This window comes from Vibrio azureus (genome assembly GCF_002849855.1).
In the GTDB taxonomy this organism is placed as follows: domain Bacteria; phylum Pseudomonadota; class Gammaproteobacteria; order Enterobacterales; family Vibrionaceae; genus Vibrio; species Vibrio azureus.
This window is the reverse complement of sequence record NZ_CP018616.1, coordinates 1,544,932-1,561,930: the sequence shown is the minus strand read 5'-3', so window position 1 is coordinate 1,561,930 and position 16,999 is coordinate 1,544,932. Positions and strand designations below refer to the sequence as shown.

10 protein-coding genes are annotated in these 16,999 nt (G+C 42.3%); 8 read left to right on the top strand and 2 right to left on the bottom strand.

Features of this window, described 5'->3' with window-relative positions; genetic code table 11:
• Positions 1-98 precede the first annotated feature (98 nt).
• From BS333_RS07125 to rmf, 8 genes are all read left to right on the top strand, one after another.
• A complete protein-coding gene (locus tag BS333_RS07125; RefSeq protein WP_021710454.1) occupies positions 99-4,937 on the top strand; it encodes an NAD-glutamate dehydrogenase in 4,839 nt (1,612 codons plus the stop codon).
• Between the two features lie 516 nt (positions 4,938-5,453).
• Positions 5,454-6,464: a quinone-dependent dihydroorotate dehydrogenase gene (gene pyrD / locus BS333_RS07120; RefSeq protein WP_021710453.1), complete on the top strand. Its 1,011-nt coding sequence runs from the start codon at positions 5,454-5,456 to the stop codon at positions 6,462-6,464.
• Between the two features lie 163 nt (positions 6,465-6,627).
• The gene (locus tag BS333_RS07115; RefSeq protein WP_021710452.1) at positions 6,628-7,170 is read left to right on the top strand and encodes a cell division protein ZapC; all 543 of its coding nucleotides are present in this window, start codon (positions 6,628-6,630) and stop codon (positions 7,168-7,170) included.
• 676 nt (positions 7,171-7,846) lie between these two features.
• Entirely contained in the window at positions 7,847-9,973 is a 2,127-nt protein-coding gene (gene rlmKL, locus BS333_RS07110) for a bifunctional 23S rRNA (guanine(2069)-N(7))-methyltransferase RlmK/23S rRNA (guanine(2445)-N(2))-methyltransferase RlmL (RefSeq protein ID WP_021710451.1), read from the top strand.
• A 29-nt stretch (positions 9,974-10,002) separates the two neighbouring features.
• Positions 10,003-10,245 (top strand): glutaredoxin family protein, encoded by a 243-nt coding sequence (locus tag BS333_RS07105; protein ID WP_021710450.1) that lies wholly within the window; start codon positions 10,003-10,005, stop codon positions 10,243-10,245.
• On the top strand, positions 10,223-12,142 hold the full coding sequence (locus BS333_RS07100) for an ABC transporter ATP-binding protein (RefSeq protein ID WP_021710449.1): 1,920 nt from the start codon (positions 10,223-10,225) through the stop codon (positions 12,140-12,142). Before BS333_RS07105 ends, BS333_RS07100 begins: the two co-directional genes overlap by 23 nt.
• A gap of 7 nt (positions 12,143-12,149) precedes the next feature.
• Complete coding sequence (locus BS333_RS07095; protein ID WP_021710448.1) at positions 12,150-13,793, top strand: DUF3466 family protein; 1,644 nt, start codon at positions 12,150-12,152, stop codon at positions 13,791-13,793.
• Positions 13,794-13,964: 171 nt separating this feature from the next.
• Complete coding sequence (gene rmf / locus BS333_RS07090; protein WP_021710447.1) at positions 13,965-14,138, top strand: ribosome modulation factor; 174 nt, start codon at positions 13,965-13,967, stop codon at positions 14,136-14,138.
• Positions 14,139-14,282: 144 nt separating this feature from the next.
• Here the strand turns inward: rmf and fabA are convergent, their stop codons facing one another.
• Both fabA and BS333_RS07080 read right to left on the bottom strand, forming a co-directional pair.
• Positions 14,283-14,801, bottom strand: a complete 519-nt coding sequence (gene fabA / locus BS333_RS07085) for a bifunctional 3-hydroxydecanoyl-ACP dehydratase/trans-2-decenoyl-ACP isomerase (protein ID WP_021710446.1) — start codon at positions 14,799-14,801, stop codon at positions 14,283-14,285.
• 65 nt (positions 14,802-14,866) lie between these two features.
• Positions 14,867-16,513 (bottom strand): S16 family serine protease, encoded by a 1,647-nt coding sequence (locus tag BS333_RS07080; RefSeq protein WP_021710445.1) that lies wholly within the window; start codon positions 16,511-16,513, stop codon positions 14,867-14,869.
• Positions 16,514-16,999: the final 486 nt, after the last annotated feature.

Genomic DNA, 16,999 nt, shown 5'->3' with positions numbered 1-16,999 from the left:
CTTTTACAATGTACAGATGCATTACCTATGCTTAGTTTTTAGATATATTAAAACCTAAGTACCCATACAAAAAAACAATTCTAATGTGGAGTGTGAATATGACCGTGCGTGAAAATGTAGTGCCGGTTCTGCTTGAAAAAGTGTACCAACTTATTCAGGACAAACTTGAGCTTGCTCACCAGCCTCTAGTCACTAAACTAGCTCAACACTTATTTAGTAATATTGCTGATGATGATTTAATTCAGCGAAATGAATCGGATCTTTATGGTGCTGTGATCAGTTTGTGGCATCATATTAATGAGAAGAAGCCCGAAGATATTTCTGTCAGAGTATTTAACCCAACCGTCAGCCGCCAAGGTTGGCAATCAACGCACACTATTGTAGAAATTGTTGTTCCAGACTCTCCATTTTTGGTTGACTCAATCAAAATGACATTAGGTCGACTTGATCTTGTTTCTCACCTGATGTTGAACAATCCAACTCAAATAGCCCGAGATGCCAAAGGGCAAGCAGTCGAAGTCAATGGTGCTGAAGGTGCGCTTCAATCATTGTTCCATATTGAAGTTGATAGGCTTACCAGTAAAGAAGCAATGCATGCTCTAAAAGATGAGCTGCTCTCCATTTTATCCGATACCCGTCTGGTAGTGGGTGACTGGAAAAAGATGGTAGATAAACTGAAAGAAGTGACCACCGAGCTTGAGCAAAATAAAGCACGTATTTCGATGAACGCAGAGCGGTTAGATGAATCGATTGAGTACTTACATTGGTTGGGTGATCATAACTTCACTTTCATGGGCTATGTGAAATACGATCTCGCCAGAACAGAAGGTGATGCGGAACTTATACCACTAAAAGAAGAAGGTTTAGGCCTGTTCGCCGATCAGACTCGCGTGCGAACATTGAAACTTTCAGAGCTTTCAGATTCAGCTCGCTTAGAAGCAGAAAAGCCTGATGCTCTGATTATCACCAAAGGCAATCAAGCATCACGTATTCACCGTCCAGCTTACACGGACTACATCGGAGTTAAGACTTTCGATGAAAAAGGTAACCTGATTGGTGAACACCGCTTCACTGGCCTATACACATCAGCGGTATACAACCAAGCCGTACAAAGCATTCCACTTATCCGCGAAAAAGTAGACCGTATCCTAGAAGCTAGCGGATACCGTACAGGTTCATACTCATATAAAGCGCTACATAATATCCTTGAAAACTATCCTCGGGATGAACTGCTACAAGCCGGCGAAGAAGAGTTACTTGAAGTCGGTATGGGTGTTGTACAAATGCAAGACCGCGATTTGTTACGTTTATTTGTACGTAAAGACCCGTTTGGACGTTTCTTTAGCTGCATGGTTTACGTAAACAAAGATCGCTACAACACAGAACTTCGTAGTCAAACTCAACGTATCCTGAAACAGTACTTTGGTTGTGAGCAAGAGGTAGAATTCACTACCTTCTTCTCTGAAAGCCAATTAGCAAGAACTCACTATATCGTTCGTGTGGATAACAACAACATCGATGTGGACGTGAAAAAAATCGAGAAGAATTTAATGGAAGTATCGACTTCTTGGGATGATCGCCTAAAAGAATCGATCATTGCCAATCTTGGTGAAAGCAAAGGCCTACCTCTTGCAAAAGAGTATATGAGTGCATTCCCTCGCTCATACAAAGAAGACATGATGCCAAGCTCAGCTGTTGATGACATTGAGCGTTTAGAGGCATTAAGTGACGATAACAAACTAGGCATGTTATTTTACCGCCCACAAGAAGAAAGGGCAGAATCTAAAGCCGTTCGCTTGAAGCTCTACCATCGTGATGAGCCTATTCACCTGTCTGATGTCATGCCGATGCTGGAAAACATGGGCCTACGTGTCATTGGTGAATCCCCTTATGAGATTGAAACCAAAAATGGTCAAACATTTTGGATCCTTGATTTCTCAATGCTTCATAAGAGTGAAAACAGCGTCGACTTACGTGAAGCTCGTGATCGCTTCCAACAAGCTTTTGCTGATGTTTGGGCGGGCAACTTAGAAAGCGATGGTTTTAACCGTTTGCTACTTGGAGCCTCATTATCTGGACGCGAAATTACCATCTTACGTGCTTATGCGCGTTATATGCGCCAAGTGGGTTTCCCATTCAGCCAACAGTACATTGAAGATACGTTAAACCATTATCCAGAGCTGGCTACAGGTTTAGTTAGCTTATTTATCAAGCGCTTTGACCCGAAACATAAGGGCAGTGAAAAAGGTCAAAATGATCTTATTAAAAAGATCACTGCACAATTAGATCGTGTTGAAAGCTTAGATGATGACCGTATCATTCGCCGCTACATGGAAATGATCATGGCGACGTTGCGTACAAACTACTATCAACTGGGTGAAGACAAGCAACCAAAACCTTGGTTATCGCTAAAAATGAAACCAAGTGATATCCCTGAGATCCCTCAGCCAGTACCGGCATTTGAAATCTTCGTCTATGCCCCTGATATTGAAGGTGTTCATTTACGTGGTGGTAAAGTTGCTCGTGGTGGACTACGTTGGTCAGATAGACAAGAAGATTTCCGTACAGAAATTCTTGGTCTAGTGAAAGCGCAGCAAGTGAAAAACACGGTGATTGTACCGGTTGGCGCGAAAGGCGGTTTTGTCTGTAAGAGACAACACAACTTTACGAATCGCGATGAAATCTTTGCAGAAGGTAAACGTTGCTATAAACGCTTTATCCGTGCACTACTAGACGTATCAGATAATATTATCGAAGGTGAAGTTATCCCGCCGAAGAATGTGGTACGTCATGATGAAGACGACCCATACTTGGTTGTCGCTGCCGATAAAGGAACAGCGACCTTCTCAGATTTAGCGAACTCTGTTTCTGAAGAATATAACTTCTGGTTGGGTGATGCATTTGCTTCTGGTGGTTCAAATGGATACGACCACAAAGCAATGGGTATCACTGCAAAAGGTGGTTGGGAATCGGTTAAACGTCACTTCCGTGAAATGGGTATTGACTGTCAAACAACTGACTTCACAGCGATCGGTGTGGGCGATATGGCAGGGGATGTATTTGGTAATGGCATGCTGTTATCTAAGCACATTCGTCTTCAAGCCGCATTTAACCATATGCACATCTTCATCGATCCTAATCCAGATTCAGCAACGGGTTGGGAAGAACGTCAGCGACTGTTCAACCTACCACGCTCAAGCTGGGAAGATTACAATACAGACTTGATCTCAAAAGGCGGTGGTATCTTCTCTCGTCGTAAGAAGTCGATCACCTTAACGCCTGAAATTCAAAAGATGTTAGGCACGAAGAAAGCATCATTGGCACCGAATGACTTGATCAAAATGATCTTGAAAATGAAAGTCGATCTGCTGTGGAACGGTGGCATTGGTACTTACGTTAAAGCATCGACTGAAACACATACTGACGTTGGTGACCGTGCTAACGACGTGCTTCGAATCGATGGCCACGAGCTGCGAGCGAAAGTCGTTGGCGAAGGTGGTAACCTAGGTATGACTCAGCTAGGCCGTATTGAGTATGCAATCAGCGGTGGTCGAGTTAATACTGACTTTGTTGATAACGTTGGTGGAGTGGATTGTTCAGATAATGAAGTGAACATTAAGATCTTCCTTAACGGGCTGGTTTCGAATGGTGATCTCACTGTTAAACAGCGCAATCACATTCTTGAATCTATGGAAGAAGAAGTTGGTGAGATTGTTCTTGATGACGCTTATTGTCAATCTGAGTCCATTTCGGTGACTGAATTGCAGGGAGTGGGTGTCGTAAAAGAGCAAATTCGCTTTATTCATACCATGGAGAAAGCAGGATATCTTGATCGTGCACTAGAATACATTCCAGACGATGAAACATTACTAGAGCGTGAGAAGCAAGGTATCGGCCTGACGCGTCCTGAATTATCGGTGCTTGTCGCTTACGGGAAAATGGTTTTGAAAGAGCAGTTAGTTGCTGATGAGATCGCTAATGATGATTTCCACGCAAAACAACTGACAGCTTACTTCCCAAGTGAGTTACGCCGTAACTATTCAGAACAAATGGTTAACCATCCATTACGTGCTGAAATCATTGCTACTGCATTGGCTAACCAATTGGTTAATGAAATGGGTTGTAACTTTGTCACCCGTTTACAGGAAGAAACTGGCGCGAGCGTGATTGAAATTGCGAATGCCTACAGTGCAACAAGAGAGATCTTTGGTATCGAAGATATCTTGAAGCAAACCAGAGAGTTAGACAATATCGCCTCAGCAAATGCGCAGTACGAAATCATGGCATATGTGCGTCGTGCATTACGCCGTATTTCACGCTGGTTGCTACGTAACCGTGCTAGTAAGAGCACCGTATCTGATCTCGTGGCTATGTATCAACAAGACGTTCGTTTGATAACAGAAGGTCTTGATACTATGCTGGTTGCTTCCGAAGTCGAAGAACATGATGCTCTTGCCCAGCAGTGGATAGAGCGTGGTGTGGAGGAGAAACTGGCCAACCATGTTGCACGTCTATCTAGTTTACAATCGGCATTAGACATTTCTTCAGTCGCGAACGAAACAGGCAAGACGGTTCAGCAAGCCTCAAAGCTTTACTTCAACCTTGGTGACAGACTATCTCTGCATTGGTTCTTGAAGCAAATCAATAGCCAATCGGTTGAAAATAACTGGCAAGCTCTTGCTCGAGCTGCTTTCCGGGAAGACTTAGATTGGCAACAACGTCAGCTTACTGCACAGGTTCTGACTTGCTCATGTTCAGAAGAAGTCGATGTTATTGAAGCTCTAGAAAGCTGGATGATTTCGAATGAACCGTCGCTTCAGCGTTGGGAAAGTATTCTTAATGAATTTAAAGTGGGTACTGTGCATGAGTTTGCAAAATTCTCAGTAGCACTTCGAGAACTAGTACTCCTTAATTTGAATTGTTCAGGGAAAGGCTAAGCTAAAGACTGAACAACGATAAATTCAAGTTCACCATTATAGAAGGCCCCGTATATTACGGGGCTTTTTTTATAAATAGAGTATCAATTTTCACTGTTGGAGTTTGAGACTGATCTTATTGAGAGAAAGAAGAAAGGAAAGTCATAAAAATTAGAGGAGAAAAAATGTGTCTGTCCTTGTTAAATCAGGAAGTCGGGACAGACACACTTCTTTTCTTAAATCAGGACATCGGGACAGGCACATTTCTTTTCTCATATTAGTATTGGGCACAAACAGGTATCAAAATTAGAAGCCGCAATAAGAAGAGGGGAAACAGAAAATCTTAGCCACTTAGTGACGTTGTCACCTTTTGGTTTGGCGGTTTTGTCTAATCTCCAAGCAGAGTTATTAAATATCCTAATATACAATGGTAATTCAGTGCTATTTTTCAGAATCTGTTCATTTTCATTGAATTAATATAAGAAAAAGTAAATAATACCAATCCGTTTATACGGGCTTTTTTCTTTCGGAGGCACAATGCTTTACCGTCTAGCCAGAGCTGGCTTTTTCCAACTTGATGCCGAAAAGGCACATGATCTTGCAATCACAAACTTTCAACGTTTGAACAACACCCCACTTAACCTTCTGTATCGTCAAGATATACCTAATCGCTCAGTTGAGTGCATGGGGTTGACTTTCCGTAACCCTGTTGGCCTTGCCGCAGGTTTAGATAAAAATGGCGAATGTATTGAAGCTTTCGATGCAATGGGCTTCGGTTTTGTTGAAGTTGGGACAGTCACACCTCGTCCACAACCAGGAAATGATAAGCCTCGATTATTCCGTTTAGTAGAAGCAGAAGCCATCATTAACCGTATGGGCTTTAACAACTTAGGTGTTGATAACCTTGTCGAGAATGTAAAAAAAGCTAAGTTTAATTGTGTACTTGGTATTAATATCGGTAAAAACAAAGATACTCCAATCGAGAAGGGTGCAGAAGACTACTTGATTTGTATGGAGAAAGTTTACCAATACGCAGGATATATCGCGGTTAATATCTCATCACCAAACACACCTGGGCTACGTTCGCTCCAATATGGCGAAGCATTAGATGAATTACTTGCGGAGCTAAAAGCCAAGCAGGCAGAGCTCAGTGAAACTTACGGTAAATATGTCCCACTTGCTTTGAAAATTGCCCCAGATCTTACTGATGACGAAATTGAGCAAATTTGTGAATCTCTAATTAAAAACAACATTGATGGGGTTATTGCGACAAATACAACGTTAGATCGCTCAATGGTCAATGGCATGAAACACGGTAATGAAGCAGGGGGCTTGAGTGGCAGGCCTGTTCAATCACGTTCAACAGAGGTTGTACGTAAATTACACCAAGAGCTAAAAGGCCAAATCCCAATTATCGGTGTAGGTGGCGTTGATTCTTACGTCGCTGCGAAAGAAAAAATGATGGCAGGTGCTAATCTGGTTCAAGTCTATACTGGTTTTATCTACCATGGACCAAAGTTAGTGAGAAATATAGTAGAAAACTTATAGAGTAAGCAACGGGTTACATACTTTGGTGTTTATTTTTTCATAAAAAGAGGAAGAGTATTTCCTCTTTTTTTTGTCATTGCACTTGTAAAATTGTCACATCGGCGTGGAAATTCTATCTATCACCAACTACTGACGTCTGAGTCAATGACAAGAGAAGGCAATCATGCTTAAACCGAGCGACAAATGGAACTGGTATTATGATGAGCACAAAGCTTGTCTGATGCTTGATTTGGGAGAGGATATGATCTTCCAAACCAATTTGTGCTGCAAGCTTCTTGTTAATTGTGCTTTTTCAAATAACAATTTTACCGTCGATGATGCTAGTGCCTTTCAAACTTATAATGAAAGAATACGATGCCTCGACATTAATGAGTATAGACAAGCAGAACTGACTCTATATTGCGTAGCATCGAGGCGTTTTCATAAGCCTGTACAGCCTAAGAGCTGGTTCTTTGATGCGAAAAGTGGTCAATATACCCCAGCAGAAGGGGATATGGTGTCCTTATCAAACCAGTATTCTGAGGGGCTATTCATCGTGCTTGAGTCTGGTGATACTTCCAGTCTTTGTGCTTACGTCGGCCAAGAAGATTTTATCCTTGATGGTCGTAAACTACTCCAGTTTGGTCAGCCGATTAAAGTCATGCACGATAGAATGGAATCAGCGAATCACCTGTTTATGAAGTCTCATATTGCTATGGTAGGTTAGCTTTAACCATTCAATCTAACTAATTAACCAGCTTGTTAATTGTTTATTCTCCCTTTTCACTTCTCAACTGATAAAACGAACCACTCTAAGAGTTGATGCTCTCACGCTATCCATCTCTTAATTTTATAACTTCCATCTTCCAAATTTACCACTTGAGGCCATTGGCAGATCCTTAATCACAGGGACATTTACTAGTTTTCCCCCACCTTAAGTTTGGTAAAAGCTTTCCTTACAACCCAATTTGCTGTCTGAATTTAGCCTGATATGAACATTTATGTATGTAATCTGTGCTGAACTAGCTGTCTCAAAAATGAACGAGTACATCTTTATTTCATTTTGATAACCCTCCCAACAGTATCTCTTAAAAGGCTTCAAGCTATTAATATACGGCGTATTTTCCTCTTTTAATGCATTTTTGTAAATAAGTTACGACATCAAATTCAATCTGGTATAGTCCAATTTTGTGGTGAATAGTGATTCATTCTGGCTGTTTTTTAGTGTTTGTAGGCTGGTGATTAACGAGGAAGGAATAGTGAGGATTGTGTCTTACTTGATGAAGAAAATGGCTTACGCTGCTGCTTGTTTGAACTATCGAAGATAAAAGACCTTTAAATACGAGGCATTACTTTTAAAGTCAGGTATAATTAGAACCATTTTCTATTAACGAAAGAACACTATGAATCAATATCTCGCGGTAACTTCAAATGGCATGGAAAACCTGCTTGTTGAAGAGCTGACCAAACTCGGCATTGAAAATGCGAAGCCAGTACAGGCAGGCGTTAAATTTAAAGCGTCCAATGAGCAAATCTATCGTTGTTGCTTATGGAGCAGACTGGCGTCGCGATTTGTCCGTGTTTTATCTGAATTCACCTGTAACGATGATATGGATCTTTATCTTTCAACGTCGGCGATCAACTGGGTCAACCAGTTCCACAGCTCCAAGCGTTTTGTGGTTGATTTTAATGGTACCAACCGCGAGATTCGCAACAGCCAGTATGGTGCAATGAAGGTTAAAGATGGCATCGTAGACTGTTTTGAAAAGAAAGGGTTGCCTCGTCCAAATATCAGCAAAGAAAGGCCAGATCTTCGTATTCATGTGCGTCTTCACAAAGACAAAGCCATTCTTGGTGTGGATATGGTCGGTAGTGGACTTCATCAACGTGGCTATCGTCCAGAGTCTGGTCGTGCGCCGCTGCGTGAAACACTAGCTGCAGCGATTATTATGCGTTGTGGTTGGGATGGCACCCAGCCGATGCTCGATCCTATGTGTGGCTCGGGGACGTTATTGATAGAAGCGGCGATGATGGCTGCGAATATGGCTCCTGGTGTGAAGCGTAAGCAATGGGGTTTTGAATCTTTAGAAGATTTTGAACCAGAGTTGTGGGCTGAGATTAAATCTGAGGCAAGTGTCCAAGCTCGTCGAGGAGTCAAAAATGTTGACGCCAAGTTCTATGGTTTTGATAACGACCCGAGAGTGTTAAAGGTTGCTCAAGACAATGCCCGCAGAGCCGGGGTTGAAAACCTTATTGAATTTGCTCAAGGGGATGCAGCAACCATTACTTGTCCGAAAGGTTTTGAAGCGGGTGTAATTGTATCAAACCCACCTTATGGTGAGCGTTTAGGTACAGAGCCCGGGCTCATCGCACTTTATACTGCTTTTGGTGGCCAGCTCAAAGCAGAGTTTGGTGGTTGTAAGGCGTCCATCTTCTCTAGTTCGGATGAGTTGCTCAGTTGTTTACGTATGCGCGCTGATAAACAGTTCAAACTGAACAATGGTGCGTTACAGTGTCACCAAAAAAACTATACCATTGCTCAGCGTAGTGCTGATGAAGTAAAAGGAGCAGACGCACAACAAGTCCAAATTGCTCCTGATTTCGCGAATCGTTTAAAGAAAAACATCGGCAAAATTGGTAAGTGGGCTCGTAAAGAGAAGCTCGATTGTTACCGTATTTACGATGCAGATTTACCGGAATACAACGTTGCTATCGATGTTTATGGTAACCAAATTGTGATTCAGGAATATGCTGCGCCTAAGAACATTCCTGAAGAGAAAGCAAAGCGTCGTTTGACTGATATCATCCGAGCAACGATTCAGGTAACAGGTGTAGAAGCAAACAAAGTGGTACTTAAGGTTCGTGAAAAGCAAAAAGGCCGCAACCAATATCAAAAATTAGGTCAAGTATCAGAAACTCTTGAAGTGAATGAGTATGGCGTAAAGCTTATCGTTAACCTTCATGATTATTTGGATACGGGTTTATTCCTTGATCATAAGCTGACGCGTCGTCGCTTGGGTGAAATGACTCAGGGTAAAGATTTCTTAAACCTATTTGCATATACAGGTAGTGCTACGGTTCATGCCGCAGTAGGTGGGGCCCGTTCAACTACTACGGTTGACATGTCGAACACTTACCTTAACTGGGCGAAAGACAACATGCAGTTAAATGGTTGCATTGGTCGCCAACATAAATTTGAACAAGCCGATTGTCTACAGTGGTTAGAGGATGCGAAAGGGGAATATGATCTTATTTTTATTGATCCTCCAACATTTTCAAACTCGAAACGTATGGATACTTCTTTTGATGTCCAACGTGATCACATCAAGTTGATGACTGAGCTCAAACGATTGTTACGCCCTGGAGGTACCATTGTATTCTCCAACAACAAGCGTCACTTTAAAATGGATGAAACAGGCCTTGCGACGCTTGGTTTAACAGCGAAAAACATTTCGTCTCAAACACTGCCGTTAGACTTTTCACGCAATAAGCATATTCACAATTGCTGGCTTATTACGCATACAGGATAAATGCGCGCAATTAAAAGGACAGAGTATACGTGCTTACACTATACAGCACAGAAGGGTGCCATCTTTGTGAGATGGCCTTTTCTCTTGTAGATCAACTGGGTCTCAGCGAGAAAACACAGATCATTGATATCGCTTTTGATGATGACTTATTTTCTCGTTACGGTGTCACTATACCGGTTTTAAAATATCAAGATTCAGAATTAAACTGGCCGTTTGATTCTGAGCAACTTACACATTGGTTGGACAATAATGGCATTACTTACCATTCATAACGCACAACTCGCCTTTGGCGATCACCCACTGCTCGATAAAGCAGAATTCGCGTTACAAGAAAACGAGCGCGTCTGTTTAGTGGGGCGCAATGGTGCGGGTAAATCAACACTCATGAAAGTGCTCGCCGGCGAGATCGTTCTGGATGATGGCAAAATTCAAGTCACCCAGGATGTCGTCGTTTCACGACTAGAACAAGATCCGCCACGTAACCAAGAGGGAACGGTGTATGAATACGTTTCTGGTGGTCTGGCTGAGACTGGTGAACAACTGAAGATCTACCATGATCTGTTGGATCTTGTTGCTCATGACCCAAGTGAAAAAAACATCAATCGACTGTCTAAAGTGCAAGAGCAACTTGATCACTTGAATGCATGGCGCTTCGACGATCGAGTTAAGAATGTGCTTGGGGCATTAAAACTGACACCGGAAACCAAACTGACCGATTTATCCGGCGGTTGGCAACGTAAAGCAGCGCTTGCTCGCGCTTTAGTGTGCGACCCTGATGTGTTGTTGCTTGATGAGCCGACCAACCATCTCGATGTCACCACTATTGAATGGCTAGAGACATTCCTGAAGGATTTCAAAGGCTCGATCATCTTTATTTCTCACGACCGTACGTTCATTAAATCAATGGCAACGCGAATCGTTGATCTCGATAGAGGGCAGTTAGCTTCTTTCCCAGGTAATTACGATCAATACCTTGTAGATAAAGAAGAAATGCTTCGTGTCGAAGAAATGCAAAATGCAGAGTTTGACAAGAAACTTGCTCAAGAAGAAGTGTGGATTCGCCAAGGAATAAAAGCTCGCCGTACTCGTAACGAAGGCCGTGTTCGTGCTTTGAAAAAGCTTCGTGAAGAGCGCAGCGATCGCCGAGAAGTTCAAGGTAAAGTTAACCTCAGTGTCGATGATGCTTCTCGTTCAGGAAAAATTGTTTTCGAAGCCGAAAATGTTTCCTTTGCGTTTGAAGGCAAGCCGATTGTTTCTGATTTCAGCTTCAATATCATGCGCGGTGACCGAATCGCACTGATAGGGCCAAATGGATGCGGTAAAAGTACCGTACTCAAATTGCTACTGGGTAAACTCGAAGCCCAGCAAGGCCGTTTACATTGTGGTACTAAACTTGAAGTGGCGTATTTCGACCAATATCGTGAAATGTTGGATCCTGAGAAAACCGTAATTGACAATTTAGCCGATGGTAAACAAGAAGTTATGGTAGGTGGCCGTCAGCGCCATGCATTAAGTTACCTACAGGATTTCTTATTTGCTCCCAAGCGTGCCAGAACCCCGGTTAAGGCACTTTCTGGAGGTGAAAAAAATCGCCTACTGCTTGCTCGTATCCTATTGAAACCTAACAATTTACTTATTCTAGACGAACCAACTAACGATTTAGACATCGAAACATTGGAACTTTTAGAAGAAATGCTTGCCAATTATCAGGGTACGTTACTTCTTGTAAGTCACGACCGCGAGTTTGTTGATAACACTGTGACCACAAGTTGGATCTTCGAAGGTAACGGTATTATTGAAGAGTTTGTTGGCGGTTATCACGATGCCAAGCAGCAGCGTGAGCAAGTTATCTCATCACGAAGTGTAAGCCAGCCCGCGAGCAAAAAAGAAAAAGTGGTTGAGGAAACTCCCAAAACAACATCGACTAAGAATAATTCGAAGAAGTTATCATATAAGCTTCAACGAGAGTTAGAGTCTTTACCAGCTTTATTAGAGACACTAGAGTCGGATATTGAAACACTGCAAGTTCAAGTGAATGATCCAGAATTCTTCACTAAGCCTGCAGACCAAACTCAACAAATATTAGAACAGCTTGCTGCTAAAGAGCAGGAGCTGGAAATTGCGTTCGAGCGATGGGAAGAACTCGAAGCCATGCAACAGGACAGTTAATCATTCTATGAATAGTCGTAATATACTCAAACTAACCACCATCGCCATTTGCGTGGGTTCTGCATTTCATGTCAATGCTGCACTTTATAACGTTATTGAAAAAACATCACCTGAAGGCAGTAAAGATAACGAATATGGTGTTGCCGTCTCTAAATCACCCGCTGGAGCAGAGCCCTGTTGGGGCTCCGATTGTACTCAAAACTCGTCTTTTTTTGGTTTAGAAGTAAAAAGACATGGTGAAGAAGGGTTCAGCTATCGCAGTGAAGTCCCTTTTGATATCGGTAGAGGTTTTGAATACTTATCCGATGGCCACGATGGTTTTGTAGATTACTGCAAGGATTATTTAGGTTATACCGATGGTAACTGTAGCGATTTCTTTGCGGTTCTACAGTACGACGAAGGTTACAAGCATGAGGTAGATGGTGATCATGACAACTCTATTGCTTACCTTTTTAAAGAAGACGGCTCTAACGAACTTGTTCCAAAGATAAACGTATCCGGATATAACACTGTCATTAATCAAATTTCTGCTGATGGTAAGGTAACTGGTAGCCAAAGAGAACAATCAACACGAAATGTTGGTTTTTCTGGTGACGTATTCCTGCCGACTGAAGATAACCAGCGTACTCAAGCCTTTGCTCGTTTAGAACACAATGGTGAAACTTATATTTCGGGTAGTATTGCTCAATCAAACAACGGTTCTAAATATTGGTCCTCTAAAGCTTCATTCTGGAAGGTAGACTCAGATAAAGCTGTTTTAGTTAAAAGCTTTAATTGGGTTGGTGGCGCCGATTTGGAAGACAAAAGTACATCTAACGGCAGTATCCGTGACTTAGTCGCTATCGGTGATGCTGTTTACGGTGTCGGTTATAACTCGAATGATAATGAAGAGCTGGTTGCTACTGTCTTCAAGAATTTACAAAATTCTGACGAGGCGACAGCATCAACGGTACTAGATCAAGAAAACTACCCAAGCAGCATTCTCCACACGGTCAATAAGAACGGCCTTGCAGTCGGAACCGCTAAGTATCGCCCCAAAAATGGCAGCTCTGGTTTTGGCCGTGCTTTCCCGAACCGTTTGTTCTACGTTGATAATATTAATGAAAGCTTAAGCTATCATTATTTCAGTGATAATAATGTTCTATTTGATGGTGCAAACACAAAAGTAGGCGCGATCAATAACTTCAATGAACTCGTTGGCGCGGTCGACTTTGAAAGACATGCCGAAATTGATGGTAAACCAAGGTCACAAAGGGCTTTTATTACCACTTTGCTTCCTGATGAAATTGAAGGTAGCCGTTATAAAGATATCTATCGCGGTCGATCGTGGTTTTTAGATGATTTGGCCAATAATGGTCTGAACTCAGAAAACAACCAGTTCCGTGTTATCGATGCAACAGATATTAACGATCAAGGTATCATTTCTGCAACAGCAATGAAATGTGAAGGTGGTTATCAATCAACAGCTCATAACTCTCTGTGTGCTACGAAAGAGAAGATAGTCGCTGTTCAGCTTGTCCCGATTCAAGGTGCGAATCAAGAGGATATCACTGTTCGAAGCATTGAGGATAAGACTTCTGAGCGAAAAGGCGCGGGCTTAGGTTGGTTGGCTTTGACCATGCTTGCCTTGTTTGGGTTCCGTCGGAAATAATACTCTTTTGTCGAAATCAAGCAGAGTCTCACAGAAATGAGACTCTGCTTTTTTTTGCCTTGTGAAAACATCAAAACTGGACGATTATTTTAATTGGAGTCATCAAAGCTCCATAAAAGGTTCACATTTACAGCTGTACGTTAGTTAATAGATCTGTATGAGGAATTCACTATGAAGAGACAAAAACGTGATCGCCTAGAACGAGCTCAATCACAAGGCTTTAAAGCTGGACTGAATGGAAGATCTCAAGAAGCGTGTCCATACCAACAAGTTGACGCTCGTTCGTATTGGCTCGGCGGTTGGCGTGATGCCAGAGATGAAAAACACTCTGGACTCTATAAATAAAATTAACCCTCCACATACTATTTGGCTTTATATCCGTTTAGGCTCTCCTCGTTGAGAGCCTTTTCATTAAATGAAAAAGACTCCAACAAAGGAGCCTCTTTAAGTTAACGGTTTTAGTGAGCGGCTTAGACTCAAAACTTAAAATTAGAAGCTTGAAGTATCTTGGAATAAGCCAACTTTAAGGTCTTTTGCCACATAAATTTCTTTACCGTCAACACACACGCGTCCATCAGCCAGGCCCATAACGAGTTTACGGTTCACAACGCGTTTCATGTGGATCTCGTAGGTGACTTTTTTGGCTGTTGGCAGAATTTGACCTGTGAATTTCACTTCACCAACACCAAGAGCACGGCCTTTACCTTTGCCTCCAACCCAGCCAAGAAAGAACCCAACCAGTTGCCACATTGCATCCAGTCCTAGGCAGCCAGGCATCACTGGATCACCAGGGAAGTGACAATCAAAGAACCAAAGGTCAGGAGTAATATCCAATTCTGCGAGAATAAGGCCTTTACCGAAATCGCCCTCTGTTTCAGACATTTTGGTTACTCGGTCCATCATTAGCATGTTTGGTGCAGGCAACTGTGGGTAACCCGGACCAAATAACTCTCCTTGGCTTGATGCGAGAAGGTCTTCACGATTATAAGAATCACGTTTGTTTTGCATTATCAATTACTCCAATTTTTGATACCTGCATCTTAAGTGAACACGTGTACGCTAAACAACTCCGATCAGTACTTGACGAACCAGTTCTTGATGCGATCCACTAGTCCTTCTGGATGCTCATGTCTTTCAAAATTTTCAATACGTTCAGCGATTTTGCCGATGATACTGTCTTCTTCGCCACGGAACGGTTGTGACATTAGAAGAGGGATTGCCTCATCTACGGTGGACACCGACCAGATGTGAAATTCATCATTTTTGATGCTCTCTATCACTTCTTTATGCAGTGCAAGATGTTTTAGATTGGATTTCGGCATGATGACACCTTGTTGACCAGTAAAGCCTTGGTGTTTACATACTCGGTAGAAACCCTCAATTTTCTCATTGAGCCCGCCTACTGCTTGAACTCGGCCAAATTGGTCAACAGCACCTGTTACGGCAATTTGTTGATTGACCGGAGATTCAGACAGCGCACTCACCAAGCAACACAGCTCTGCAAGTGAGGCACTGTCGCCATCGACTTCGCTGTAAGACTGTTCAAACACAATCGAAGCGGAATACGGCAAAGGCTCATCCAGATTAAGGGCCGAGCTGACAAACGCTTGCATGATCATCATACCTTTAGCATGAAGGTTGCCTCCAAGTTCTGCCTTACGTTCCACATCAGAAACGTCACCATCGCCAAAATGAATCACACAAGAGATTCGAGCCGGTTCTCCATAGGAAATAGGGTGTCCCGCCATATCAATCACAGTTAGGCCATTGATCTGGCCAACTTGCTCGCCAGTCGTCTCGATAATGACTTGACCGTCGAGGATATCGTCGACCGCACGTTGAGGAAGGTATGATTCACGGTAGTATTTATCCTCAATGGCTTCATCAACAGCAGAAAACGAAATAGTCTCTGTTTCACTGTACTGTGAAGCTAGGTCAAGGAGTTGGTTATGCCACATCAGGTTAAGAGGCAAATAATGTTGATCTTCAGTGTATCGCATGCCTGCTAAAATCAATCTTTCGAAAGCGTCATTGTGCAGTTTTGGCATAGAATATTTCGAACAGATCCAATGAACCAGGCCGATGTAACGTGCTAGGTTTTCTTGAGAAAGGTGAATATCTTCTTCTACTTCAGCATACATGGCCATGCCCGCAGAGAGATCACCGTCTAAGTATTCAATGTCAGCAAGCTGGTTACGGTCACCACTGATCACAAGCTTTACTTGATATTGCTTTGTCTCGATAGGCGATAAAGCCAAACGCTCAGAAGTGATATTCACCGGAGTTAGAGCTGAACCACCAACGCACGATTTAATGTTTGGCCACAAAGCAGGGTTAGCAAGGATTAAATTCGCTGGGATCACCAAGTATCCATTGTGCGCTTGAGCAATCAGGCCGTCTTCTCGCGTAACTTGGCCTTGTTTATCCACACGGTAACGGTCAAACAAAGCTTTTGCATCGAGTGACTCAATACGAATAACAGGAGCAGAGGTTTTTTGTTCTAATGCGCTGCAGAGCAAATCACGGTAAATAGAATTATCTGGGCCATTGACCAGTAAAGTTCGAGTGAGGCCTTTAAGATTAATGAAACGATCAATCGTTGCGGCGAGTCGAGGCTGAAGATCTAGAAAAGTGTGTTCAGGGAGCGTAGACGCTTGATTTAAAATTGCTGCGTATTGTTCAAAGCTAGGGGTGACATCTTGCCAATGTAGTTGGTTCATTCAAATTCATCATCATTCAATATTGCCGCCATTATAGCGAATTGGGCAATAACTCCCTAGTAGCAATTTATCCAATCATAAGATCGAATCACAATAAATTGATGTGTTCGTCTGTAAGTGAGTAAATTCATCAGAGATCCATCCAATTACAAAAGAAAAGTGACTCATTTTAAGCAAGTGAGAGATTTCGAAAGGCGTAAAAAGCAGAAGGAAACTAATAAACTAATAGGGACAGACATAAATAACGAGAAGTAAATAAAAGTAACTAACGAGGACAGGCACAAGATTAGCCTTCAAAGTAGTCTTCAGGAGGCGGTGTTTGAGTGAGAATAAACAGGGACAGGCATATTTGTACAAAAGAGATATCGTTATCGTATTCGATAAGAAAGAGCACTCGTTTTGTTTAATTGATCAACGATTAGACCATTTAGATTGATAGTTTTATGAGTTTTTATTGCTGGTTTTGTCTTAGTGAGTTACGCTGTA

Coding starts and splice junctions, on each gene's coding strand:
- rlmKL (WP_021710451.1), top strand. CDS start 7,847: ATGAATCAATATCTCGCGGTAACTTCAAATGGCATGGAAAACCTGCTT.
- BS333_RS07100 (WP_021710449.1), top strand. CDS start 10,223: ATGGCATTACTTACCATTCATAACGCACAACTCGCCTTTGGCGATCAC.
- BS333_RS07080 (WP_021710445.1), bottom strand. CDS start 16,513: ATGAACCAACTACATTGGCAAGATGTCACCCCTAGCTTTGAACAATAC.
- fabA (WP_021710446.1), bottom strand. CDS start 14,801: ATGCAAAACAAACGTGATTCTTATAATCGTGAAGACCTTCTCGCATCA.
- pyrD (WP_021710453.1), top strand. CDS start 5,454: ATGCTTTACCGTCTAGCCAGAGCTGGCTTTTTCCAACTTGATGCCGAA.
- rmf (WP_021710447.1), top strand. CDS start 13,965: ATGAAGAGACAAAAACGTGATCGCCTAGAACGAGCTCAATCACAAGGC.
- BS333_RS07115 (WP_021710452.1), top strand. CDS start 6,628: ATGCTTAAACCGAGCGACAAATGGAACTGGTATTATGATGAGCACAAA.
- BS333_RS07125 (WP_021710454.1), top strand. CDS start 99: ATGACCGTGCGTGAAAATGTAGTGCCGGTTCTGCTTGAAAAAGTGTAC.
- BS333_RS07095 (WP_021710448.1), top strand. CDS start 12,150: ATGAATAGTCGTAATATACTCAAACTAACCACCATCGCCATTTGCGTG.